Origin of the sequence: Acinetobacter modestus (assembly GCF_014636095.1) — a bacterium.
In the GTDB taxonomy this organism is placed as follows: domain Bacteria; phylum Pseudomonadota; class Gammaproteobacteria; order Pseudomonadales; family Moraxellaceae; genus Acinetobacter; species Acinetobacter modestus.
In genome coordinates this window covers 15,237-38,764 of record NZ_BMDV01000003.1, presented here as the reverse complement: position 1 = coordinate 38,764, position 23,528 = coordinate 15,237, and the positions used below count along the sequence as shown (strand labels likewise).

Here is a 23,528-nt window from a genome sequence, read left to right as displayed (position 1 = left end):
ATGTTTTTATTATGCCTTTATTATTAAACCTTATTCTTTTTCTGTTGAAAAAGGTTAAAAGGATTCTTTTTGTAATACGAAAATAATATTTATAGTGCGATACAATATTCAAAAGACGAAATGAATACTGTGAAATTAAAATATCTTTGTAAGCCTATTAGATACTTTAATTGCAATATCATCCACATAGCGACTATAAGGAGTAGCTAAAACAATACTTATCATCACTGTAAACAAACTCGCCCACAGACCCGCTACCCAATACGAAAAACCCAATTGAATATGCAATAGATTAAAACAAGGAATTGCTAAAGCATAAATCACAGCAAGATGAATTAAATAAATAGAAAATGAGATCTTGCCTAAGAAAACTAAAAATGGCGAATCAAAAAATTGTGCTAACCATTTGCCTTTTAATACCGCATACACGATACAAAAACCGCCAATAAAATTCAGATAATCGTAGGTTTGCTCACCTAAAAATTGAGCAAAAATCCGATAACTCAAACTTTCATTATGCGCACCACAGAAATATAGCCCCAGCGTGAATAGCAACACAGATAGCCCTGTTGCTAATTCTGATGCATACAGAAATAAACCCATACCTAAAATAAAACTCAGGATACCGAGTAATACTGTTTGTGAAATCGTATAGGCTGTCGCAATACTCAACAGCAAGAACACACCTGCAAGCATCGGTCGTTTGCTATAAAAATAACTAGCGAGATAAATTACCAATGAACCGAGCAGCTCAATCTGCATCGTCCACAATACCCAATTATAGCTTGAGTCCCCAAATAGAAATGCTCCGATACTGCCCTCATACAAAGCTATACTTAATTTTGGATGAGGATTTGCCAAAGCTGCCCCCCATTCAGAAACATGCGTAACATCGATAGGAAGGAAACACACGAGGTAAGCAATAATACAAGATATAAACGCGGGAATAGCCAAACGTGGATAACGCTTAATTAATGATTTTTTAAGTTTTTCAGCTAAATTTTGCTTTTTTAAACTCGATAAACTTAGGACATAACCGCTTAAAACAAAAAAGACAAAAACTGCGCCTGTACCTGAATAAAAGAATGCAAATGGGGAATGATAAAGTTGATCAAAAAAGAGATATTGAGGTACGACACTTAAATCAAAATGATGCATTTGGGGAAAGAAAGTCAGCGATAGATGTGACAATACAACTGCAAGGCAGGCTAAGCCTCGGATACTTTCCGCAGCATTGATTTTGTTTGTGATCATGGCAGAGCTTTATCATCCGTGATATGCCGCGATAATGCGATCTTTTATGTGAAGTGTCTAGTAGCCTCTTACAAAAATATAGTGACTATAAAGCACTTAAATAATAATTCCGCTAACACTTAAACTAAGTTGATGATTTCACTCGAGTCGAAAACCAACATAAGATCGATCCAATACACACCATAAAAGCACCATACCAGAAAGAAACCGTCAGTGGCGTACTGAGTAAAATTGCAGAGAAAAAAGCTGAGAATACAGGAATGAAATACGAAGCACCTGCCAATAACGTGACATTGCCATGCAAAATCCCAACATTCCATGCAGCATAACCAAAGCCCATGGCGGCAGCGGCAAAAAGTAAGGACGTGGAAGATGACCAATCAAAATCAAATGCGCCGCCGCCCATCAATGCATATTTAATCCAAAGCACCATCGAAACCAACATAAAAAATAAGGTAATCCCATTACTACCCTTAGCCATCTTCGCAGTGAGGGTACAATAAGCCGCCCAAAGTAGGGTTCCAATAAAAGCTAATCCATAACTCAGTGGGTTATGTTGTACGTTTACCAACATGCTAGGTAAATCAATACCTTGCTCACCGCCTAATACCCAGCAAATGCCCAAGAGAGAAATCATAAAACCGGGAATAATAAGAAAATTGGCTTTTTGTTGATTAAATACAATAGCTGCCACCATCGTGAATGTTGGCCATAAATAGTTCACCATCCCAACTTCAATCGCTTCTCGATTATTACTACTATAGCCAATAGATAGTGATAAACACACTTCATAGCTAACAAATAAAATACTGCCCCAAATTAAATAGGCTTTTGGAAAACTTTTAAGATTGCTCCAACCTAATGAAAAAAATAGGAAAATAGAGGAAATCGTATAAATTAATGCTGCGCCACCGACTGCACCAAAATGCGAACTGACATCCTTGATCAATGCAACAATCAAGCTCCAAAGGAAGATCGCAAGCAATCCAATGAATGTGGCTTTTTTTGAGTTCATATTGAAATAAATCGAATATAAAACCGCAGCCAAATTCCCATTTACTGTTTTGGGAACTTGACTAGGTGAAATGTGAAAATACAACTCATCTGTTTAAATAGATCTTTATTGTTGCTGTTGTTCCTGCTGCCAACGGCGTTGCTGCAAACGTTCGGCTTCAACTTCACGTTTATTTAAGGCTCGCTCATACAGCTTCGTACCCCGCAACTCAGGTGGCAAGTATTCCTGTAAAACAAAATGCTCAGGGTAATTATGCGGATAGAGATAATCAACGCCATAACCTTGTTGCTTCATCAATTTGGTTGGCGCATTCCGTAGATGTAATGGCACAGGTAAATTCGCAGTTTTTTCGGCAAGCTCCAAAGCTCGGTTAATGGCGAGATAGGTACTATTACTTTTCGGACTGGTTGCGAGATATACAGCACATTGACCTAAGATAATCCTTGCTTCAGGCATACCGACCGCTTGTACTGAACGGAAACACTCACCCGCCAACAACAAGGCATTTGGATTAGAATTGCCAATATCTTCCGATGCTGCAATCAACATTCGACGTGCAATAAAAATAGGGTCTTCACCACCTTTGAGCATGCGTGCCATCCAATATAGGGTCGCATCAGCATCGCTACCACGAATCGATTTGATAAATGCCGAAACCAAATCATAATGCTGCTCACCTGATTTGTCATAACGTGCAATATTCTGCTGTGCGACTTTAACCACAATTGCATTGGTCACGATATTTTCAATATCAAGCTCAAAAGTACTGGCGATTAAATCAATCAAATTAAGCGCTTTACGTGCATCACCCGCAGCAAATTGAATCAGCGCATCATATTCTTCAATCTGAATAAAACGCTCTTTCAAAAACTTATCACTTTGAATCGCTTTATTGATCAGGGTTTGAATCGCATCAGCATCCAAACTGTTTAAGGTATAAACCTGACAACGAGAAAGCAGTGCACTATTAACTTCAAAAGATGGATTCTCCGTGGTTGCACCAATCAAAGTGATTTTGCCTTTTTCAACTGCATTCAGTAAGGCATCTTGCTGCGACTTATTAAAGCGATGAATCTCATCAATAAACACTACTGGCGTCAGTAAATCGCCGCTTTCAGCAATCACTTCGCGCAGCTCTTTTACGCCAGTATTCAATGCAGATAAACTAATAAAAGGGCGATCAACTGCCTGTGCCAATAACAAAGCAATTGTAGTCTTACCTACCCCAGGCGGCCCCCAAAAGATAATCGAAGGCAAATGCCCCTGATCAATCATTTGACGTAACGGTGCATGCTCACCGAGCAAATGATCTTGCCCAATGATTTCTGACAAATCACGAGGGCGTAAGCGTTCAGGTAAAGGAATATGCGTATCTGACATCATCACGGACTTTATACTGTTTTATCCTAGTCTATTGCGTCTGATTCAAATCTACAATTTGAATCTGCAACCACGTGATATTCTATTGCGCAGTATTCTTTTGAAGTAACTGCTGCATGACATGGTAGCTTGCAGTAATTCGAGCTTCATTCGGAAAATTAGTGTTAGCGAGCATCACAATTCCAATTTTCTGCTGCGGAATAAATGCAGCATAGGCACCAAAGCCATTACTTGAACCAGTTTTATTAAACAATGTTGCTGCTGGAGCACGCTTTGGTTGTTTGATCGGTGTGACGATATGACTTTCTAAAGCCATTTTGCTGGAGTTACCTTCTAAAAGTGTTTCAAGCTTAACAGGATAAGCATATTGCTCCCAGCCTAGCCCTTGGGTCATCGCACCAACTTTAAAATATCCCACATGCGTTGTTTCAACCGCTGCTCTTAAGGGCTGTTTTAGCTTTTGTGGGTGAATTTGAATATCTAAAAATTTCAGCATATCAGAACTACTACTTTTCACTCCGTAAGCTTCAGCATCCAACATCCCAGCAGAAACGCGAATGGGTTGATCATTTTTATAACCCCATGCATATTGTGACATCTGCTGTTCAGGTACTTGCACAAAACTCTGACTCAATCCCAATTGTGGAAAAAGTGTTTTTTCTAACAATTCAGAATAGGGTCTTTTCAATGCTAATGCCGTGATATAACCCATCAAACCAATGCTTGGATTTGAATATTGTCGTGCGGTACCAACGTTGGTCTTTGGCTGCCATGTTTGAAAATATTGAAGCATGTCCTGCTGAGTAACAACTTCATCTGGAAATTGCAACGGAAAGCCACCTGCGGTATATGTACCTAAATTTAAAATCGTAGCTTTATTCACTGCGGTATTTTTTAATTCTGGAAAATACTTGGCGGGATGATCCGACAATAATAACTGCCCTTTCGCCTGTGCATAGCCCGCCAAAGTTGCATTAAATGTCTTACTGACTGAGCCAAGTTCAAATAAAGTATTGTTACTTACTGCTTGTTCGTTTGATTTTGATGCCAAGCCATAATTGATAAAATAATGCTTACCATCTAACGTGACACCGACCGCTAATCCAGGAATCTTATATTGATCTAATAGTGGTTTAAATTGTTGATCTACAATTTCCTTAACTTGTTGCTCACTAAGCGGTTTTGCCCAAATCGAAGAATTACAGGATAAAAGCCCTGCAAGTAAAAAAAGCATTCTTGATGCGATCATGTATATTTCCCAAACTCATTTCATTCAAACAAAGAGGCTCTCAAACCACATCGACCTCTCAGTGTTCATCATATGGGAATGTATAGATAAAATACTGTAAAAGTATTGTTTTTTATTGATAAAAAACACAGTTATAAGAAATATATATCAAGATCTAACGTACCCAACGTACGACATAATCTTCTATATCTTCTTCATTTATATCTTGTTCTGAAATACAGCGACCAGCTGCTGATTTCTTCGCTTTAATCACACTTTGACGTGAGCCCGTATTTAAATAATGCCATGACGGTAAATTTTTACCTTCATTCAAGCGACGATAAGCACAACTAGGAGGTAACCATGTAATTGTTTGCAATCGTTCAGGTGTTAATTGAATACAATCTACAACATGCTGTTGACGATTCGGATAATCAGAACAACGAGCAGTTTTACAGTCTAATAATTTACATGCAACTTTGGTGTATGCGACTTCTGCCGTTTCTTCATCTTCAAGCTTAACCAAACAACATAAACCGCAACCATCACACAATGCCTCCCACTCAGTATTATTCAACTGATCAAGCGGATATAGTTTCCAAAAGTTAGGGCGTAATTCGGTAGACATGGCAAATGTATTAGGCTTTTAAAATTTGTCTTGATTATAGCATTTATTCTCAATCAAGCTGTTTTCCAAGCGACTTAAGCGATTAACAATACTTAAGTTATTGAACATTTCAACCACAGAAACACCACATTTGGTTCAAAAAACACACGCTATAGTAATCCCATAACGATAAATTTAGGAGGAAGTAATATGTTCCGTTGGGCTATTATTTTTGCAGTGATTGCATTAATCGCCAGTTTATTAGGTTTTGGTGGTGTTGCTGGTTTATCCAAAGACTTTGCCGTCATTTTACTAGTGATCGCGGCTATTCTTGCTGTAGTGGGTTTCTTATCACGCGGTAAAGCTTAGTTTAAAGAGAAATAAAAATTCAGAAAGAAAAAAGAAGAATCGCCGTATTCTTCTTTTTTTATTGTCATCATTTCAGCCGAATAAAAATTTGTCCTTCCGCTAACATCATCAATTTTTGCTTTTTTATGCTTTAATCAAAGCATTGAAAATATAGATCAGGATTAGAAAATGAGCTTTCCAATTACAACGCGTGAAATTGAATACACTGCACCAGATGGTCAGCGCCTTATTGGCTATTTTGCAACACCTATCCGCGATGTACCTGTTGCAGGAGTTATTGTTGCTCCAGAATGGTGGGGACGTACCGAATATACCGAGCAACGTGCGCGTGAACTTGCAGAACACGGTTTTGCTGCTCTCGCAATTGATATGTATGGAGACAAAAAAGTTACCTCTGATGTTCCTCAAGCATCTGCATGGATGATGCAAACATTTGATCATGTAGACACCGTGGTTGATCGTGCTCAAGCAGGCTTAGATGCTTTAAAAGCACAACCAGAGGTCAATACTGAAAAATTGGCAGCGATTGGTTTTTGTTATGGTGGTAAAGTTGTTCTGGATTTGGCGCGATCTGGTGCTGATTTGAAAGCGGTGGTGACCTTCCACGCGAATTTAAGCCCGAAAGCACCTGCACAAAAAGGAAAAATTCAGGCAGAAATTCTTGTATTACATGGTGAGATCGACACCATGGTTTCTTTAGATGATGTCGCAAGCTTCCGTCAGGAAATGCACGATGCAGAAGTCGATCATGAAGTGATTATTTTTGAAGATGCCAAACATGGCTTTAGTAACCCCCTCGCTGATGAGCGAGCTAAAGCAAATAATGTTGATTTAGGCTATAACGCCGAAGCTGAACATCAAGGATTAGAAGCCATGTATGAATTACTAGATAAACATTTAACCTGATTCAAAATATTGGCATAAACTTTCGCAAAGACTTCATCCTGTGTAGGTGGCATTTATGTCTCCTACACACTAACAAATGTTTTTATCATTTAAATGAGTCCACGATTATATTTTCATTATACTAAGCCTCTGCTTTTGATTGTTCTGATTCATGTCTGATTTCTCATTTTCTGATGCACTACTCACGTGGTTCGACCAACATGGCCGCCACGATTTACCATGGCAAGTCGCTGATGATCCCTACAAAGTTTGGGTATCAGAAATCATGCTTCAACAGACTCAAGTTAAAACTGTTCTGCAATATTTTGATCGCTTTATCGAAAGGTTTCCAACCGTAGACGATCTTGGTCAGGCCAGTTGGGATGACATTGCCCCTTATTGGGCTGGTTTAGGCTACTATGCCCGTGCACGCAATCTGCACAAAGCCGCTGTTATCGTAAAGCAGAAAGGAAAGTTTCCTGAAACATTAGAACAGTGGATTGAATTACCAGGCATTGGTCGTTCAACTGCTGGTGCATTAATGTCTCTTGGCTTACGACAATATGGCGTCATTATGGATGGCAATGTGAAACGAGTTTTAGCACGTTTTTTTGCGATTGAAGATGATCTATCTAAGCCACAGCATGAGCGTGCTTTATGGCAAATTGCGGAACAGCTGTGCCCTAAAGAACGTAACCATGATTACACCCAAGCAATCATGGATTTGGGTGCTACAGTCTGCACACCGAAAAAGCCTTTGTGTCTATACTGCCCAATGCAACAAAACTGTCAGGCCTATCAGCAAGGTTTAGAACAAGAACTCCCATTTAAAAAAGCAAAAAAACCTGTCCCTGTTAAAACGGCGAATGTGCTCCTAATTCAATCAGGTCATGAGTGGCTTTGGCAACAACGTGAAGCCCACGGTCTATGGGGAGGTTTGTATTGTCTGCCTATTATTGAACAGGCAACCGAATTACAACAGATTGAACAGCAATTTAAGCTCCAAGCTCAAGTATCATCACTACAGATTAGTCATAGTTTTACCCACTTTACATGGATACTGAATGAGCAACTGTTCCACGTGGAACATGATCAAAAAGAACAGCTCAGTATCGAATTAAATGGAGTGTGGCTAAGTCCAGAAGCTGCGATTGCCAAAGGCATTCCAACCGCCATGAAAAAATTGATTACAGCAAAACAAAAGACCTCCTCTACTTAATTGCTGTAAATCGAAATCACAAGGAGTTTGTGTGCGTCTTTCGATTCCATTTATCGTGATTAGTCTGTTGGCTATTCTAATTTCTGCATGTACGACAACACCTAGTAAGCCTACGCCCCTACCAACCACTCAAATCAATAAACTTAAAAATCTGCGTTTAGATAGCCGTTTGCCCGTCCCAGTCAAAGGTGTCAATCGAGGTGAATTACGAGATACTTGGGGAGCTGCACGTAGCCAAGGACGTAACCACGAAGGGATTGATATCATGGCGGAGCGTGGGACGAAAGTGTATAGTGCTACCGAGGGGTTAGTCGCTGATTTACGTAATAATAATTTAGGTGGCAAAATCATTTGGATTCTTGGACCATCTGGTTCTTGGCACTACTATGCCCATTTAGATGGTCATAAACGTGGTCTTAATGTGGGAGACTATGTTCATAAAGGTGATCTCATTGGTTATGTAGGCAATACAGGCAATGCCCGTGCGACTGCCCCACATTTACATTATGGTATTTATTTAAATGGCAAAGGGCGTGGAGCAGTCAATCCATACTCATATTTACGTTAGGAACATAGAATGTCAGAAGCATTGATTGAACGACTGGTTAAATTTGCAGAGTCTGGAAATCAGCAAAAAATCATCATCAATGGTACAAGCTATCAGGGCTGGATCATGGAAATTACTGAAGATGCCCTACTGATCAGCACAGGTTTTGCAGATAAATCAGGCAAGGACTTTTGGCTGAAATTTACTGATTTAAACACAGCAGAATTATATTATTGGGATACCCGTCAAGATGACTGGGTTACATTCAAACTCTAAATTTTTCCCTGATAATAACAATAGGAAGCAGTCAATATGACAATCCAACGCTGTGGCTGGTGTTCCTCTGATCCGCTCTATATCGCCTACCATGATGAAGAATGGGGCAAGCCCGAGCATGATGAAGCACGGCTGTTTGAGATGCTGTGCCTTGAGGGACAGCAGGCAGGGTTGTCATGGATTACCGTATTAAAAAAACGTGAAAGCTACCGCGCACATTTCTTTCAATATCCCATCACGCAGATTGCGGCCCTCAGCGATGATCAACTGGAAAATAAGCTCAGCGATTCAGGCCTTATCCGTCATCTAGGTAAACTTAAAGCGATTCGAGACAATGCCATTGCATGGCAGCAACTCAAAAATGAAGTTGGTGATGTATCTCATTGGCTATGGGCCTTTGTTGACCATCAGACTCCAAATAACGATGTCATTCATTATCGTGATGCACCTGCACAAACCGAAATCAGTCAAAAACTTTCAAAAACACTGAAAAAACGTGGTTTTAAATTTGTTGGTCCCACAACATGTTATGCGTTTATGCAAGCGGTAGGAATGGTCAACGATCACGAAAATCACTGTCATTTTAAATAATACGAATTTATTTTGCTTTCCAAGGAGTTATCGAATGAGCAATAACCAAATTCGTGCTTATGCTGCAATGAAAGCAGGAGAGCAATTGGTTCCTTATCAATTTGATGCAGGTGAATTAAAGCCACATCAGGTTGAAGTTAAAGTTGAATACTGCGGTTTATGTCACTCAGATTTGTCTGTGATCAATAATGAATGGCATTCATCCGTTTATCCTGCTGTCGCTGGACATGAAATTATTGGCACAATTATCGCACTCGGTTCAGAAGCCAAAGGACTGAAACTTGGTCAACGTGTTGGCATTGGTTGGACAGCTGAAAGTTGCCAAGCATGCGATCCTTGTATTGGTGGTCATCAAGTTTTATGTACCGGTGGCAGCGTTGCGACTATCGTTGGGCATGCAGGTGGTTTTGCCGAAAAAGTCCGAGCAGGTTGGCAATGGGTCATTCCTCTACCAGAGGGTTTGGATCCTGAGAGTGCAGGACCATTGCTTTGTGGCGGCATTACCGTGTTTGATCCTTTACTTAAACATCAGATCCAAGCAACACATCACGTCGGTGTCATTGGCATTGGTGGTTTAGGGCATATGGCCATCAAGCTACTTAAAGCTTGGGGTTGTGAGATTACTGCATTTAGTTCAAATCCAGACAAAACTGAAGAACTCAAAGCCATGGGCGCTGACCATGTGGTGAATAGTCGTGATGCTCAAGCGATCAAAGCGCAACGTGGCAAATTTGATCTATTGCTTAGCACCGTCAATGTAACTCTGAATTGGCAAGCCTATCTCAATACCTTGGCACCGAATGGTAGTATGCATTTCTTGGGTATTACCTTAGAGCCTATTCCAGTTTCTGTAGGTACTATCATGAGTGGTGCCAAATCGATTACAGCTTCACCAACTGGGTCACCTTTAGCACTGCGTCAACTACTACAATTTGCCGCACGTAAAAATATTGCGCCACAAATTGAGCTATTTCCAATGTCTCAACTCAATGAAGCCATTGAACGACTGCATTCAGGTCAAGCACGTTATCGGATCGTACTTAAAGCAGACTTTGATTAATTTAAAACCGACGACATACGCTCTCTCACCCAATCCGCCAACTGTTGAATGGCGTGGCGGATTTCGGTGGTCAACGCATGCCCTGCATTTAAGCGAATGAAGTGCTGATAACGCTGATCTTCACCAAACACTTCCCCTGGTACGATATTAATCCCTTGGCGCTGCGCTAAATAATATAACTCTAAGCCCGTAATATTTTCTGGCAGTTGCAACCACAAAGCATAACCCCCTTCTGATTGACTCAAGGCGATTGGAATCCCACCAAATACTTCCAAAATATAAGCACGATACTGTTGGACTTGTTGCATCAACTTCGGTCTTAACTCATCCAAATGCTCACGATAACCACGACTATAAATGAAATCAGCCAAGCCTAACTGTAAGGGCGTATTTACCCCCACATTCCGAAAATGGCGTGATCATGCCGAATTTGCTACTCCCGACAGTGGAGTTTGTATGTCAGCAACAACAGCATATCGCGCTGGCAATCAAGCAACCGACAGGACAAATTGTTCAGATGCTGGAATTACAATTACCTGAGCAAACTATTGGCACACCGAAAAGCCGTGACTTAACTGCTCAGTCAAAAACTCAATAAATAAACGGACTCGTTTCGGCAAATGCTCTTGCTGATAATACACTGCATGGATGCTTTGATAAGAATGTTCAATCTGGTCTTCAAACAATGCCAGCAAATGTCCCTCATTGAGGTCCTGCCAGATTTCAAACTCTGACAGTCGTGCAATGCCCTGCCCACGCAAGCACAGTTGCCGTACCGTTTCGCCACTGGAGGCCTTAATTTTGGGCTGAGCCAGAAAATATTCCCCATTCACCTTAATCGGCCATTTATTAATATAGCTGGGACGGGTAAAACCAATCACCTCATGTTCAAGAAGCTCTGCTGGCTGCTGTGGAGTACCCTTACGGCTGAGATAGTCTGGACTGGCGACGATATAAAGTCGGCTTTTACACACCAGTTTGGCATGCAGGCTGGAATCATGCAGCTCCCCAAAACGAAACGCCACATCGGTCTTGTGTTCCAGTAGATCAATCACCAAGTCATTACTATTCAGCTCGATTTCAATATTTGGGTAACAGCATTGAAACTTCTGCACTAAAGGCGTGATCACATGCAGGATAAAGGGCGTGGCCGAATCAATCCGTATAATGCCCGAGGTGTCCTGATCGGATTTTTCTAGAGCTTCTTCAGCTGCACTTAAATCACTGAGAATTTTACGCGCATGTTGTAAAAATTGTTGTCCTTCTTGGGTCAGTTTTAACTTTCGGGTGGTGCGTTCCAGCAAGGTCACTTCAAGTTTTGATTCCAGACGGCTAAGCGAACGGCTTATGCCAGATGCAGTCTGCCCTAATCGTTCCGCGGCCGCAATAAAGGAACCTGTATCGACAATGGTCATAAAGGCAACAAGTTCTTCCACAGTTGATTTCATTGCCACGCCTCAATTATTGATATTTAGTCAACTATATTTTGCAGATTCATCTATTTTTTAGCAACAATAATCATCGCAAAATGGCAGCCATCAACAGAATAGTGAAAAAGATTAAGCGAACAATCTGTGTATCGCTCAATTTGGTTGAATTTAATCCTGCTTCACCGACCTTTATCACCCTGATGCTGGTCTGGATAGGGATGGTTTTTTCGAGTTTGCTCATCCCTTCGATGGCAAGCTGGCTAATGTATCAGTGCATAAAAAAGCCTGATTGAATCAGGCTTTTTACTCTTAGATTTATTTAAGCAATTCAGGCAAATGTGGCTGTGCATATAATGGATTGTAAATTTCTTTCTTCATCTTCATCAGCATTTGATACGGTTGCTGCTGCACAAACATATTCACAAAACTCAATGGAATCGAACCAGCAGGATCTGCATAACCACTAGTCATGACTTTAACCTTATTATTGGCAAGTCTTTGGAACGTCCAATCTCCTGTATATTGATTCAAACGAATCACATCAGGTTGTTCAGGGTAACTATTTTTAATCGCGTTATTCTTAATACTAATACTGCCATCAGCATTCTTATTCATTTTGCCTTTAATGACCAAGTCACGGTCTTTCAAAGGAAATGGGAAATCTAACAGCATATACAGGGTAAATTCCCCTTTCTTTTCATCCCGAGACAAAAGCTGTGCCTTAGCAACATAAGGCACCCATTGAGGTGTGCGCTCAACATCAAGTACTACCGCAACTGCCCGTTCCAAAGGCACATCAAAAGTCGTTTCTGCTTTGTACTGAAAGACCGGATTATTCTCTGTTTGGTAGGTCCAAACTTTAATATTATTGCGATGTAAACTCAGTTTAGGTGCTTCTGCGGCACTGACGACTAAACTTGTCGCACTTAGCAGTGTAGCAAGAACAATATGCTTTTTATTCATGTCATGCTCAATTGTTGTAATGATGGTGAGAGCTTGTTGTATCTCTATCAGAAAGAAAGCTCAACAAGCTCTTTTATAGTACAAAAAAGTACCTTTTAAACTTCAATCTCGTTAAAGCCTAAAACATCTTTCATATCATATTTACGAGCTTCGCGACCGACGACCCATGCAGCCGCACGAACAGCGCCTGAAGCAAAATTCATTCGATTGGTCGCTTTATGTGTGACTTCAACACGTTCACCCTCACCAATAAACATCACGGTATGTTCACCGACGATGTCGCCACCACGAATGGTTTGAAAGCCAATACTTTGACGCTCACGAGCACCTGTATGACCTTCACGGCAATACACAGCATCCGTTTTCAAGTCACGACCTAAAGTATCTGCAATCGCCTCGCCCATCATAAATGCAGTACCAGATGGTGCATCCACTTTGTGACGGTGATGTGATTCGATGATTTCGATATCAACGCTATCACCAAACACTTTCGCTGCAAGCTCTAATAATTTGATTGAAACATTCACACCAACTGAATAGTTAGCAGCATAAACGACTGGAGTCTGTGTTGCGGTTTCATCTAAGAAAGCCTTTTGTTCATCCGACATCCCTGTGGTGCCAATCACCATTGCAACACCTGCCTCACGGCATAACTTTAAGTGTTGTTCAGTGGCAACAGGCGCAGTGAAATCAATCACGACATCACAGTCTTTTAAAACTTCACTTAAACTTCCCACAATCTTGACGCCGATGTTGCCAATCCCTGCAAGTTCCCCTGCATCTGCACCCACCAAACTGCTTTCTGGACGTTCAACAGCTGCTGCGAGTTGGTAGCCTGCTTGTTGTACTGCTTGAATCAGAATACGCCCCATGCGTCCGCCTGCACCCAAGATTCCAATGCGTGGAGAAGTCGACATAATTTTTCCTAGTCTTTTATTTAAACAATTGAGCTACTATAGCAAAACTCTGTGTCTACGCTAAAAAATTCCCATAAAAAAACCTGCCGCAGCAGGTTTTTTATTGATGCTAATTAATCAAACAAGCGATCAAAGAAAGATTTTTTCTTTGGTGATGCAGCATGACCATCACCATCTAACGACGCTTGTAATTCTTTCAACAATTCACGTTGGCGACTGTTTAAATTCACAGGTGTTTCTACCACGATACGGCACAATAAGTCACCGACCATGCTGCTACGTACAGGACGAACACCTTTACCACGTAAGCGGAATAGCTTACCTGTTTGCGTACCTTCTGGAATTTTTAAGCTGACACGACCATCAAGCGTCGGGATTTCAATTTCTTTGCCCAATGCAGCATCAGCAATACTGACTGGCACATCCATATAGAGATCTGCACCGTCACGTTGGAAGACTTCGTGTTCACGAACTACGACTTCAACGTATAAATCGCCCGCTTGACCATCACGAATCGCTTCACCTTTACCTGTTAAGCGAACACGATCGCCGCTGTCCACACCTGCAGGAATAGTGACTTCAAGCGTTTGTTGACGATCGGCAACGCCAGAACCATGACAAGTATTACAAGGGTTTTTGATAATTTTGCCTTGACCGCGGCAAGTACTACAAGTTTGTTGAACCGAGAAGAAACCTTGCTGCATACGTACTTGACCAGCACCATGACAGGTACGACACGTCTCAACATCATTTGGATTCTTAGAACCTTTACCATCACAGGTTTCACACGGCGCTGGTGCAGTAAAAGTAATGGTTTTTTTCACGCCTTTGACTGCTTCTTCAAGCGTCAATTCCATCACATAGCGAAGATCAGAGCCACGACGTTGGCGTTGTTGTTGGCGACCACCGCCACCGAAAGCACCACCAAAAATATCACCAAACTGGCTAAAGATGTCTTCTGCACTAAAACCACCACCGAAGCCACCGCCGCCACCAAAACCACCCTCAAAAGCGCTATGACCAGCACGATCATACATGCTGCGTTTTTCGCCATCAGAAAGTACTTCGTAAGCCTCTGCTGCTTCTTTAAACTTTTCTTCCGCTTCCGCATTGTCTGGGTTACGATCTGGATGATATTTCATCGCCAACTTACGATAGGCTTTTTTAATCTCATCATCACTTGCGGTTTTCGAAACGCCTAAAACCTCATAATAATCACGTTTAGCCATGGTTGGCGATGCTCCTCACGGAATTGGTTCAATCTCTACAAATAAATAAGCTCTGTTGACATTTTATTTCTAAAGTCAACAGAGCCTTAATAGGGCCTGTACAATACGTTTACAAGGGTGATTGTGATAAAAAAAGCGATAAATTTAGAAAACCGCTTTATTTCTAAAGTATCTGGCAATACCTTTGATCCATGCATTCAACAGAAATAGCCATGCAATTGAGCTAAACACGACACCCACAACCGTCATGGCGGTCACCCAGAGGGCGCTGTTCCAGACAAAAAAGAACAGTGGAATAAACCACAGGGCAGCAAAGAAAGCCATTAGAATAAACAGCAGCACATTACGCATAATCCACAGTGCATGCGCGTGTATCCATACTTCAGCATTATTCGCAGTCGCAACTTTTCGTGCCAGCAGATACGCAAACACTGCAAACACGATTGTAAATAATGCAAGAAACATGAACACGTACGAAATCGCCACATAACGGCGATGCTGCTCAATATTGTCTTGCCCCATGCTCTAGATCACCTCATTCACTGCATTTTGCCAAACCAGTCATGCAATGAAATTCAATTATTTTTTGGTCTTAAAATATAGGTGCTACTATATTGAAATTTTCAATATTTCGCACCTTTATTCACAAAATAATTATGATAGATGTGTTGCTTTCTTGACCTTAAACCACGCCGCATAGAGTGCAGGCAGGAAAAACAGGGTCAACAGGGTAGCCACAATCAAGCCACCCATAATCGCAACCGCCATCGGACCAAAGAAAATACTGCGTGATAAAGGGATCATCGCCAGTACAGCAGCCAATGCCGTCAATACAATTGGACGGAAACGGCGCATGGTTGCACCAATCACCGCATCCCACGGTGCATACCCTGCCTGAATGTCCTGCTCAATCTGGTCAATCAGGATCAGCGAGTTACGCATGATCATGCCAGATAAAGCAATTGTCCCTAACATCGCGACAAAACCAAAAGGCTTATTGAACAAAAGTAAGAATGCAACAACGCCAATCAAACCAAGAGGTGCTGTCAATAAAACAATCGTTGCGCGTGACATACTACGTAATTGAATCATCAGCAAAGTCATCACCACAGCCAAGAATAATGGCATGCCTGCATTCACCGAATTTTGACCTTTTGCAGACTCTTCAACCGTACCACCGACTTCCACTAAGTAACCATTGGGTAAATCAGCACGTAAAGCTTGCATTTTGTCTGCCAATTGCTGAACCACTGTTGCAGGTTGTAAATTGGTTCGAATATCCGCGCGGACTGTAATCGTTGGTAGACGATTACGATGCCAAATCAGACCTTCTTCAAAACGTGACTCAATTTTTGCTATTTGTGCTAGAGGTACGGTAGTTCCTTTGGTGGTTGGCACAGCTAAACTTGCTAACGAAGCCACTTCAACACGTTCTGACTTATCACCACGTAAACGAATTTCAATGAGTTCACGTTTTTCACGATATTGATTCATCACCGCCCCTGTCACAGAAGCGTTTAGGAAGTTAGCCAAATCAACACTGGACACGCCCATTTGACGAGCACGATCTTGGTCAATTTCAATTGCAATAATTTTGCTTGGCTCGCCCCAATCTAAATGTACGTTGGTTGTATTGGGATCTTCACTTAAAACTTTAGCCACTTTTTGTGCCTCTGCCCGAACCGTTGCCAGATCTTCACCTGAGACCCGATACTGCAATGGATAACCCACAGGCGGACCATTTTCCAGCAAGGACACACGGGTACGTACCTGAGGCAACAACTGCTTGATTTGCGTCTCTAAAGAACGACGGATTTCATCACGATCATCAAGAGAAGAAGCCAAGACTACAAATTGAGCAAAACTGGCTTGTGGGAGTTGTTGGTCTAAAGGTAAGTAAAAACGTGGTGAACCTGTTCCAACATAAGCGACATAATTATCAATCCCTTTTTGTTTGGATAGGAATTGTTCTACCTTATGTACTGCTTGTTCTGTCGCCGTTAGTGAAGCCCCCTCCTCCAGTTTTAAGTCCACCAGAATTTCTGCACGATTCGATGGTGGGAAGAATTGTTGCGGTACCAACTTAAACATCGCAACAGACAATACAAAGATACCGACCGTAATAGCAATCACCGTTTTACGATAGGTAATACAGATTTCGACGATATGCCTGAAGGATTGATAGAACTTGGATTGGTAAGGATCATGATGCTGACCATGCGACTCAACCACTGGTGCAGGTTGCTTGCGTAACCTTGCCCATAAACGTAAATACCATGCCGCTTGTTGATTCTGTTTGGTGAAATCAGGTAATAATTTTTCACCTAAATAAGGAACAAATAAAACAGCAGCAATCCATGAAACGATCAATGCAATCGTCACGACTTGGAAAATAGAACGTGTGTATTCACCTGTTCCAGATTGTGCCGTGGCAATTGGCAAGAAACCTGCTGCGGTAATCAATGTACCTGTGAGCATTGGAAAAGCGGTGGTTTGCCATGCAAAACCTGCCGCTTTTAATCGGCTGTAACCCTGTTCCATTTTAATCGCCATCATTTCCACGGCGATAATGGCATCATCAACCAACAAACCCAGCGCAAGAATTAATGCGCCTAATGAGATCTTATGTAAGCCGACATCAAATAAACTCATTCCAGCAAAGGTCATTGCTAAAACCAATGGAATCGACAATGCAACAACAAGCCCTGTACGAAAACCGAGTGAGAAGAAACTGACCAATAAAACGATAATGACCGCTTCAGCTAAAACTTTTAAGAACTCTTGAATACTACGTTGTACTGCAACAGGTTGGTCTGAAACTTTTTGCAGTTTCATGCCCAAGGGTAAGGTTTTTTGCAAGTGGTTAAATTCAGTTTCAAGGTTTTTACCCAGCGCAATGATGTCACCACCTTTACGCATGGAAACAGCGATGCCAATGCCATTTTCACCCATAAAACGCATACGTGGTTGAGCAGGTTCACTAAAGCCGCGATAGACCTCAGCAACATCCCCCAATTGAATGGTTTTATCGCCCACCAACAACGGCATTTTTTTCAGGTCATCGACACTATGTAAGTGTCCGCTAACTCTGATTTGAATACGGTCTGTACCTGTTTCAAAGAAACCTGCACCTGCCATATCATTTTGCTTCTGAATCGCTTCCTGAATGGCTGTGACAGGGACACCGAGCTGAACAGCTTTGGTATTGGATAATTCGATCCAGATCTTCTGATCTTGTAGACCCACCAAATTAACCTTGCTGACATCTTTGACCCGTTGCAATTGTAGTTGCAAACGATCGGCATATTCTTTCATTACCGCATAGTCAAAGTCCTTGCCCGTCAGTACATAGATATTGCCAAAGGTATCGCCAAACTCATCATTAAAAAATGGGCCTTGCACGCCATTGGGCAATTGATGGCGAATGTCATTGACCTTTTTACGTACGTTGTACCAAACGTCAGGAATCTGCTCAGAACGATAGGAATCCTTAGCAATAAACGTGACCATAGATTCCCCAGGCCGTGAATATGCCCGAATATTTTCATATTGCCCTGTGGTCATCAGTTCTTTTTCAATACGATCTGTCACCAGCGTTGCAACTTCCTGTGCGGTTGCGCCTGGCCAATAGGTCTGCACCACCATCACTTTAAAGGTAAAAGGTGGGTCTTCGCTCTGTGACAGCTTGGAATAGGACATCACCCCAACAATGCCCAGCAACAGCATAAAGTAGAGAATGATACCCTTATTCTTAAGCGCCCATTCTGAAAGGTTAAATTTCATGATCAGGCTCCCGCTTTTACCGTGACTTCACGATTATCACGGTCTACAGGATGAATCTTTTGCTGATCACGCAACAGGTGTACACCACCGACCACAACCCAATCTGAAGCTTTTAGACCTGAAAGAATAGGCACACTGTCACGGCCATAAGTTCCCAAAGCCACAGGAACTTTACGTAAGGTTTGATTGGCATTGACCACCCAGACATAGGCTTGTTGATCATTGGCAGTGACGCTGGATAAAGGCACGCTCAGGACATTGTTTTCATTTGCCACAAAGAACACTCGTGCGCTTTGTCCAAGTTGAATCGTGGACTGTCCCTCAAGCAGGGAGACCTTGACAGTAAAGGTACGTGACTGGTCAGCGGCTGGTGAGACCTCACGGACTTTTGCGGCAAAACGTGTATCTGGCTGTGACCATAAGGTGACCCAGGCAGGCTGCCCGACTTTAATGGTACTGACTGCCTGTTCAGGCACACCAAACACCACCTCACGCTCCCCATCAATCGCCAGTTGATAGGCAGCCTGCCCTGCCGCCACCACCTGTCCTGTTTCAATATTGCGTTGGGTAATCACCCCATTTTTATTGGAGACCAACTGGTTATAGCCTGTTTGGTTAGAGGAAACCTCATAGTTTGAACGGGCCTGTTGCAGTGTTGCCTGTGCCGACTCATATTGGTTTTTAATAGCATCAAATTGTGAACGGCTGACCGCATTGACAGGCAAAAGTTGTTGATAACGCTTATATTCTTCCAATGCAATTTTTGCGGCGGCCTGTGCACTGTCCAGTTGGGCTTTGGCCGCATTCATTTGCAACTGGGCATCTTTCACATCCAGTTTTGCCAACACCTGCCCAACCTTAACCCGATCTCCAACATCGGCATAACGTTCGGTAATCTGGCCCCCGACACGGAATGCCAGTGCGGTCTGCCGTCTGGCCTGCACATCACCTGCATAGCTTTTCTGGTCAATATGGTTGCTACTCGGCTGCGTCACCATGACATAAGGAATTTCCTCAGTTCTGGGCACCTCTTTCTGACATGCGCTGAGGATGACACTACTGACAATGACTAACCCCAATATGATACGATTGATCTGATTCATCTATTTTGCGCTCTTATTCAAATTGATTTTTAGGGCGTGATATGGGCATTATCATAAATTGTTTAATTTTTAATTAATATACTCATGAGTACATTAATTAAAAATTAAATAGAGAACACTGATTTTCAACTGAATTAAAAGAGAACGACAACATGCAGACAACCAGTGGTCGTCCCAAAGATTTAGAAAAAAGAGCCAGAATTTTGCAGGCTGCAAAATCTATTTTTCTAAAAATGGGTTATCACGCCACCAATATGGACCAGATTGCCAAAGAGGCGGGTGTCACCAAGCTCACGGTGTACAACCATTTTCAGGACAAGGCTAACCTGTTTATCTGTGCGATCGAGGAAAGCTGTGAAGAGCCCATTCGGGCGAAACAGTTTGAACTCACACCTGAGTCCGACTTTAGGCAGGCACTATACTTAATGTGTCAGCGTGCCTTAAGCATTATTTACCTGCCTGAAGCGATGAAGCTGGATCGGGTGCTGTTTGAACTCGCGGCTGAACAAAACCCCCTCACCCAACAGTTTTTTGATGCCTCACACACACGGATGTGTCATGTTTGGTGTGATTTTTTTGAGCAGGCCATCACACTCAACTTTATTCAGGCAGATGATCCCCTTAAACAGACCGAACTGATTGTGGCACTCATGCTCGGCAGACGCCACCACAAGGTTTTACTGGGTCTGGATTCGGTACCAACCACAGTTGAAATTGAGCAGATGATTGAACAGGCTATTGAGCTTTTTTTGCTTAAATATCAACCTAAATTTTAAAGAAATTTCACATTTCCTTACGTTCTCCACTTGGAATGTCTGACAATCAGGTTATAGTCAAGACATGAGCAGAGGAGAAGCATAATGACACAACAAATCACTGCGCCATTACGAGAAGATGTTCGTTTACTCGGTAATTTACTGGGCGAAACCTTAAAGCAGCATGCTGGGCAAGATTTGTTTAATCAGGTTGAGCAGATTCGTGCTCTGGCTAAGGGTGCCCGTGATGGTCAAATCGAGGCGGAAAAACAGCTCGAACAATTGTTTCTCGGCCTAAAAGATGAAGAAATTTTGCCGCTGACTCGTGCATTTTCATATTTTCTCAACTTTGCCAACATCGCTGAGCAGTACCATGTGGTGCGTAACCGCCGTCAGGCTGAGTTTGACGAACAAGCCCCTAATCCAAATCCTTTGTCACATTTATTTGAAAAATTCAAAACTGAACAGATCAACTCAAAACAATTATTCGAACAAATCTGCGATTTAAAAATTGAATTGGTCCTCACAGCACATCCAACTGAAGTCAGTCGTCGTACCTTGATTCAAAAATATGATGATATTACCGATTGTCTATCTCAACTGGACCAGCAAAAACTAACACCTCGTGAACGCCAACAAACTATCGCTACCCTGAAACAATTGGTCAGTTCAGCTTGGCAGACAGACGAAATTCGCCAACATCGCCCGACCCCTGTCGATGAAGCAAAGTGGGGCTTTGCAACAATTGAACAAACTTTGTGGAATGCTGTACCTAAGTTTATTCGTGAGCTAAATGAACTGACTCAACAGCATTGTGAACAAAAATTACCGCTCAATATTGCGCCAATTCGCTTTGCCTCATGGATGGGCGGTGATCGTGATGGCAATCCCAATGTAACTCATCAAGTAACACAAGAAGTATTATGGTTATCACGTTGGCAGGCAGCTGATTTATATCTACGTGATATTGAAAATTTACGCTGGGAATTGTCAATTCAAAGCTGTTCAGATGAACTCACTCAAGCATTAGGTTATGAACATCCTGAACCCTATCGTGAATATTTACGTGAAACCCGTGAACGTTTAAAAGCGACTCGCTATTGTTTAGGCCAACGCTTACAAGGTCATGAAGCTGATGATAGCCAGATTATTCGAAATAAAGATGAATTATTACAGCCCTTATTACTCTGCTATCGCTCCTTAATCGAGAGTAACCTCGCTGAAATCGCCAATGGGCAATTACTTGATTTTATATACCGAATCAATTGTTTTGGAATTGAGTTACTCAAACTCGATATTCGCCAAGAATCAGGTCGACATCGTCAAGCCATTTCAGCGATTACTGAATATCTAGGTCTAGGCAATTTTGAATCATGGACTGAACAGGCTCGTCAAAACTTCCTGATCCAAGAGCTGCAAAGTAAGCGTCCTTTACTCCCTAAATATTTCAATGAACCTGAAGGCAGCTTGATTCAACATCCTGATGTACTCGAAGTCTTTGCGACCATGCGCACTTTGGCTGAACAACCAGCTGAGAGCTTGGGTGCCTATATTATTTCGATGGCAGAATATCCAAGCGACGTCTTAGCTGTTTTACTCTTACAAAAAGAAGCTGGTATCCAACATCCTCTTCGAGTGGTGCCCTTATTTGAAACCTTAAAAGATCTTGATGGTGCAGCCAAAACCATGAATACCTTATTCAATATGCATTGGTATAAACAGCATATTCAGGGTAAACATGAAGTGATGATCGGCTATTCAGACTCAGCAAAGGACGCGGGCTTTATGTCTGCGAACTGGGCACAATATCGTGCGCAAGAAGAACTTACCGCTGTCGCTCGACAACATGGGGTGCAATTGACCTTGTTCCACGGTCGTGGCGGTTCAATCAGTCGTGGCGGTGCGCCAACACAACAAGCATTGTTCTCACAGCCACCAGGTTCAATCTCTGGAGCAATTCGTGTCACTGAACAGGGTGAAATGATTCGCTTTAAATTTGGTTTAGAAGGCATCGCGCTACAAAATTTGGAAATCTATACAGCGGCAACATTAGAAGCAACACTATTACCACCGCCAGAGCCAAAGAAAGAATGGCGAGACTTAATGAATCAAATGACTGATTTATCGGTACAGGTTTATCGACAAACTGTGCGTGAAAATCCGAATTTTGTCAGTTATCTACGCACGGTCACGCCTGAGTTAGAATTACAAATGCTACCGCTTGGTTCACGCCCAGCCAAACGAAAAGTCAGTGGTGGCATAGAATCTCTTCGAGCGATTCCTTGGGTATTTGCATGGACACAAATCCGCTTAATGCTGCCAGCTTGGTTGGGTACAGGCACGGCGATCAATCAGGTACATGGACAACACAAAAACACCTTAAATGAAATGCTTGAACAGTGGCCGTATTTCCAAACTTTAATTGATATGCTGGAAATGGTTTTATCCAAATCTGATGCAGATATTGCGCTCTATTACGAGTCTCACCTGACACAAGACCAAGACTTAAAAAACTTGGGGGTTGAATTACGCCAACGTCTACAAAATGCCGTAGATACATTGCTCAGTCTTAAAGGTGAGTCTAAGCTTTTGAGTAATAATGAAGTACTTGACCAATCTATGCAGGTGCGTAAACCGTATTTATTACCCTTACATTTACTGCAAGCAGAGTTAATGAAACGTCGTCGTCTGTATTTAGCGGAACATCAAACTGAGCATAGCCCTGTCGATCATGCCTTAATGGTCAGTATTGCAGGTATTGCGGCAGGTTTGCGCAATACTGGCTAAATAAAGACCTTGCCATCAACATAAATCAAATGTGTTGATGGCAAGATTGGCAAAATATTCCATTTTTAGAAAAAAAATTTAGAAAATTTTTTTAAATATTAGCCGTAGGTTTTTTAAATTAGGCGAATAA

The 23,528-nt window shown here is 42.0% G+C and carries 22 protein-coding genes and 1 pseudogene; 10 read left to right on the top strand and 13 right to left on the bottom strand.

Translation table 11 applies throughout. The features are described from left to right. Positions 1–135: 135 nt before the first annotated feature. From IEV17_RS08300 to IEV17_RS08280, 5 genes are all read right to left on the bottom strand, one after another. The gene (locus IEV17_RS08300; protein ID WP_004659743.1) at positions 136–1,254 is read right to left on the bottom strand and encodes an acyltransferase family protein; all 1,119 of its coding nucleotides are present in this window, start codon (positions 1,252–1,254) and stop codon (positions 136–138) included. Positions 1,255–1,378: 124 nt separating this feature from the next. Next, entirely contained in the window at positions 1,379–2,269 is an 891-nt protein-coding gene (gene yddG / locus IEV17_RS08295; protein WP_004659741.1) for an aromatic amino acid DMT transporter YddG, read from the bottom strand. A 105-nt stretch (positions 2,270–2,374) separates the two neighbouring features. Continuing rightward, entirely contained in the window at positions 2,375–3,649 is a 1,275-nt protein-coding gene (locus tag IEV17_RS08290) for a replication-associated recombination protein A (protein WP_171062397.1), read from the bottom strand. Between the two features lie 82 nt (positions 3,650–3,731). Continuing rightward, positions 3,732–4,898 (bottom strand): class C beta-lactamase, encoded by a 1,167-nt coding sequence (gene ampC / locus IEV17_RS08285; protein WP_004659736.1) that lies wholly within the window; start codon positions 4,896–4,898, stop codon positions 3,732–3,734. Between the two features lie 154 nt (positions 4,899–5,052). Next, the gene (locus IEV17_RS08280; RefSeq protein ID WP_004659734.1) at positions 5,053–5,505 is read right to left on the bottom strand and encodes a YcgN family cysteine cluster protein; all 453 of its coding nucleotides are present in this window, start codon (positions 5,503–5,505) and stop codon (positions 5,053–5,055) included. Positions 5,506–5,694: 189 nt separating this feature from the next. Between IEV17_RS08280 and IEV17_RS08275 the strand changes: the two genes are divergently transcribed. The 7 genes from IEV17_RS08275 (at position 5,695) to ahr (ending at position 10,431) form a co-directional block, all read left to right on the top strand. Next, positions 5,695–5,853, top strand: a complete 159-nt coding sequence (locus IEV17_RS08275) for a DUF1328 domain-containing protein (RefSeq protein WP_004659733.1) — start codon at positions 5,695–5,697, stop codon at positions 5,851–5,853. A gap of 168 nt (positions 5,854–6,021) precedes the next feature. Further along, positions 6,022–6,759: a dienelactone hydrolase family protein gene (locus IEV17_RS08270; protein WP_004659732.1), complete on the top strand. Its 738-nt coding sequence runs from the start codon at positions 6,022–6,024 to the stop codon at positions 6,757–6,759. Between the two features lie 151 nt (positions 6,760–6,910). After that, positions 6,911–7,957 carry an A/G-specific adenine glycosylase gene (mutY, locus tag IEV17_RS08265; protein ID WP_004659729.1) on the top strand — a complete coding sequence of 349 codons (1,047 nt, stop codon included), beginning with the start codon at positions 6,911–6,913 and terminating at the stop codon, positions 7,955–7,957. Between the two features lie 31 nt (positions 7,958–7,988). After that, positions 7,989–8,525, top strand: a complete 537-nt coding sequence (locus tag IEV17_RS08260; protein ID WP_004659727.1) for a M23 family metallopeptidase — start codon at positions 7,989–7,991, stop codon at positions 8,523–8,525. A 9-nt stretch (positions 8,526–8,534) separates the two neighbouring features. After that, complete coding sequence (locus IEV17_RS08255; protein WP_004659725.1) at positions 8,535–8,780, top strand: hypothetical protein; 246 nt, start codon at positions 8,535–8,537, stop codon at positions 8,778–8,780. Positions 8,781–8,816: 36 nt separating this feature from the next. After that, complete coding sequence (locus IEV17_RS08250; protein ID WP_004659723.1) at positions 8,817–9,371, top strand: DNA-3-methyladenine glycosylase I; 555 nt, start codon at positions 8,817–8,819, stop codon at positions 9,369–9,371. Positions 9,372–9,405: 34 nt separating this feature from the next. Further along, positions 9,406–10,431, top strand: coding sequence for an NADPH-dependent aldehyde reductase Ahr (gene ahr, locus IEV17_RS08245; protein ID WP_004659721.1), 1,026 nt, complete (start codon positions 9,406–9,408; stop codon positions 10,429–10,431). On the opposite strand, the pseudogene IEV17_RS08240 reads toward ahr, so the two are convergent. Further along, positions 10,428–10,835, bottom strand: a pseudogene (locus IEV17_RS08240) (aminotransferase-like domain-containing protein); the annotation flags it as partial. The gene ahr and the pseudogene IEV17_RS08240 sit on opposite strands and share 4 nt — an antisense overlap. A 17-nt stretch (positions 10,836–10,852) precedes the next feature. Between IEV17_RS08240 and IEV17_RS08235 the strand changes: the two are divergent. Beyond that, positions 10,853–11,029 carry a hypothetical protein gene (locus tag IEV17_RS08235; RefSeq protein WP_004659719.1) on the top strand — a complete coding sequence of 59 codons (177 nt, stop codon included), beginning with the start codon at positions 10,853–10,855 and terminating at the stop codon, positions 11,027–11,029. Here IEV17_RS08235 and IEV17_RS08230 read toward each other — a convergent pair. From IEV17_RS08230 to IEV17_RS08200, 7 genes are all read right to left on the bottom strand, one after another. After that, positions 10,977–11,879 carry a LysR family transcriptional regulator gene (locus IEV17_RS08230; protein ID WP_004659716.1) on the bottom strand — a complete coding sequence of 301 codons (903 nt, stop codon included), beginning with the start codon at positions 11,877–11,879 and terminating at the stop codon, positions 10,977–10,979. The two genes, IEV17_RS08235 and IEV17_RS08230, sit on opposite strands and share 53 nt — an antisense overlap. A gap of 297 nt (positions 11,880–12,176) precedes the next feature. Further along, positions 12,177–12,824, bottom strand: coding sequence for an START domain-containing protein (locus tag IEV17_RS08225; RefSeq protein ID WP_004659712.1), 648 nt, complete (start codon positions 12,822–12,824; stop codon positions 12,177–12,179). A 95-nt stretch (positions 12,825–12,919) separates the two neighbouring features. Further along, positions 12,920–13,741 (bottom strand): 4-hydroxy-tetrahydrodipicolinate reductase, encoded by an 822-nt coding sequence (dapB, locus tag IEV17_RS08220; RefSeq protein WP_004659711.1) that lies wholly within the window; start codon positions 13,739–13,741, stop codon positions 12,920–12,922. 113 nt (positions 13,742–13,854) lie between these two features. Next, positions 13,855–14,970 carry a molecular chaperone DnaJ gene (gene dnaJ / locus IEV17_RS08215; RefSeq protein ID WP_004659709.1) on the bottom strand — a complete coding sequence of 372 codons (1,116 nt, stop codon included), beginning with the start codon at positions 14,968–14,970 and terminating at the stop codon, positions 13,855–13,857. A 144-nt stretch (positions 14,971–15,114) separates the two neighbouring features. Then, positions 15,115–15,492 (bottom strand): hypothetical protein, encoded by a 378-nt coding sequence (locus IEV17_RS08210; protein ID WP_004659706.1) that lies wholly within the window; start codon positions 15,490–15,492, stop codon positions 15,115–15,117. A gap of 132 nt (positions 15,493–15,624) precedes the next feature. Continuing rightward, entirely contained in the window at positions 15,625–18,753 is a 3,129-nt protein-coding gene (locus IEV17_RS08205) for an efflux RND transporter permease subunit (RefSeq protein ID WP_004659704.1), read from the bottom strand. Between the two features lie 2 nt (positions 18,754–18,755). Next, positions 18,756–19,856 carry an efflux RND transporter periplasmic adaptor subunit gene (locus tag IEV17_RS08200; protein ID WP_004659702.1) on the bottom strand — a complete coding sequence of 367 codons (1,101 nt, stop codon included), beginning with the start codon at positions 19,854–19,856 and terminating at the stop codon, positions 18,756–18,758. A 152-nt stretch (positions 19,857–20,008) separates the two neighbouring features. On the opposite strand from IEV17_RS08200, the gene IEV17_RS08195 reads away from it, so the two are divergent. Continuing rightward, complete coding sequence (locus IEV17_RS08195) at positions 20,009–20,632, top strand: TetR/AcrR family transcriptional regulator (RefSeq protein WP_004659700.1); 624 nt, start codon at positions 20,009–20,011, stop codon at positions 20,630–20,632. 84 nt (positions 20,633–20,716) lie between these two features. Further along, entirely contained in the window at positions 20,717–23,398 is a 2,682-nt protein-coding gene (ppc, locus tag IEV17_RS08190; protein ID WP_004659698.1) for a phosphoenolpyruvate carboxylase, read from the top strand. Positions 23,399–23,528 lie beyond the last annotated feature (130 nt).

What these genes read in the sequence shown, in the direction of transcription:
- ppc (WP_004659698.1), top strand. Translation starts at nt 20,717, where the DNA reads ATGACACAACAAATCACTGCGCCATTACGAGAAGATGTTCGTTTACTC.
- IEV17_RS08210 (WP_004659706.1), bottom strand. Translation starts at nt 15,492, where the DNA reads ATGGGGCAAGACAATATTGAGCAGCATCGCCGTTATGTGGCGATTTCG.
- IEV17_RS08275 (WP_004659733.1), top strand. Translation starts at nt 5,695, where the DNA reads ATGTTCCGTTGGGCTATTATTTTTGCAGTGATTGCATTAATCGCCAGT.
- IEV17_RS08250 (WP_004659723.1), top strand. Translation starts at nt 8,817, where the DNA reads ATGACAATCCAACGCTGTGGCTGGTGTTCCTCTGATCCGCTCTATATC.
- ahr (WP_004659721.1), top strand. Translation starts at nt 9,406, where the DNA reads ATGAGCAATAACCAAATTCGTGCTTATGCTGCAATGAAAGCAGGAGAG.
- yddG (WP_004659741.1), bottom strand. Translation starts at nt 2,269, where the DNA reads ATGAACTCAAAAAAAGCCACATTCATTGGATTGCTTGCGATCTTCCTT.
- IEV17_RS08225 (WP_004659712.1), bottom strand. Translation starts at nt 12,824, where the DNA reads ATGAATAAAAAGCATATTGTTCTTGCTACACTGCTAAGTGCGACAAGT.
- dnaJ (WP_004659709.1), bottom strand. Translation starts at nt 14,970, where the DNA reads ATGGCTAAACGTGATTATTATGAGGTTTTAGGCGTTTCGAAAACCGCA.
- IEV17_RS08300 (WP_004659743.1), bottom strand. Translation starts at nt 1,254, where the DNA reads ATGATCACAAACAAAATCAATGCTGCGGAAAGTATCCGAGGCTTAGCC.
- IEV17_RS08280 (WP_004659734.1), bottom strand. Translation starts at nt 5,505, where the DNA reads ATGTCTACCGAATTACGCCCTAACTTTTGGAAACTATATCCGCTTGAT.
- IEV17_RS08205 (WP_004659704.1), bottom strand. Translation starts at nt 18,753, where the DNA reads ATGAAATTTAACCTTTCAGAATGGGCGCTTAAGAATAAGGGTATCATT.
- IEV17_RS08290 (WP_171062397.1), bottom strand. Translation starts at nt 3,649, where the DNA reads ATGTCAGATACGCATATTCCTTTACCTGAACGCTTACGCCCTCGTGAT.
- IEV17_RS08195 (WP_004659700.1), top strand. Translation starts at nt 20,009, where the DNA reads ATGCAGACAACCAGTGGTCGTCCCAAAGATTTAGAAAAAAGAGCCAGA.
- ampC (WP_004659736.1), bottom strand. Translation starts at nt 4,898, where the DNA reads ATGATCGCATCAAGAATGCTTTTTTTACTTGCAGGGCTTTTATCCTGT.
- IEV17_RS08270 (WP_004659732.1), top strand. Translation starts at nt 6,022, where the DNA reads ATGAGCTTTCCAATTACAACGCGTGAAATTGAATACACTGCACCAGAT.
- IEV17_RS08230 (WP_004659716.1), bottom strand. Translation starts at nt 11,879, where the DNA reads ATGAAATCAACTGTGGAAGAACTTGTTGCCTTTATGACCATTGTCGAT.
- mutY (WP_004659729.1), top strand. Translation starts at nt 6,911, where the DNA reads ATGTCTGATTTCTCATTTTCTGATGCACTACTCACGTGGTTCGACCAA.
- IEV17_RS08235 (WP_004659719.1), top strand. Translation starts at nt 10,853, where the DNA reads ATGCCGAATTTGCTACTCCCGACAGTGGAGTTTGTATGTCAGCAACAA.
- dapB (WP_004659711.1), bottom strand. Translation starts at nt 13,741, where the DNA reads ATGTCGACTTCTCCACGCATTGGAATCTTGGGTGCAGGCGGACGCATG.
- IEV17_RS08200 (WP_004659702.1), bottom strand. Translation starts at nt 19,856, where the DNA reads ATGAATCAGATCAATCGTATCATATTGGGGTTAGTCATTGTCAGTAGT.
- IEV17_RS08255 (WP_004659725.1), top strand. Translation starts at nt 8,535, where the DNA reads ATGTCAGAAGCATTGATTGAACGACTGGTTAAATTTGCAGAGTCTGGA.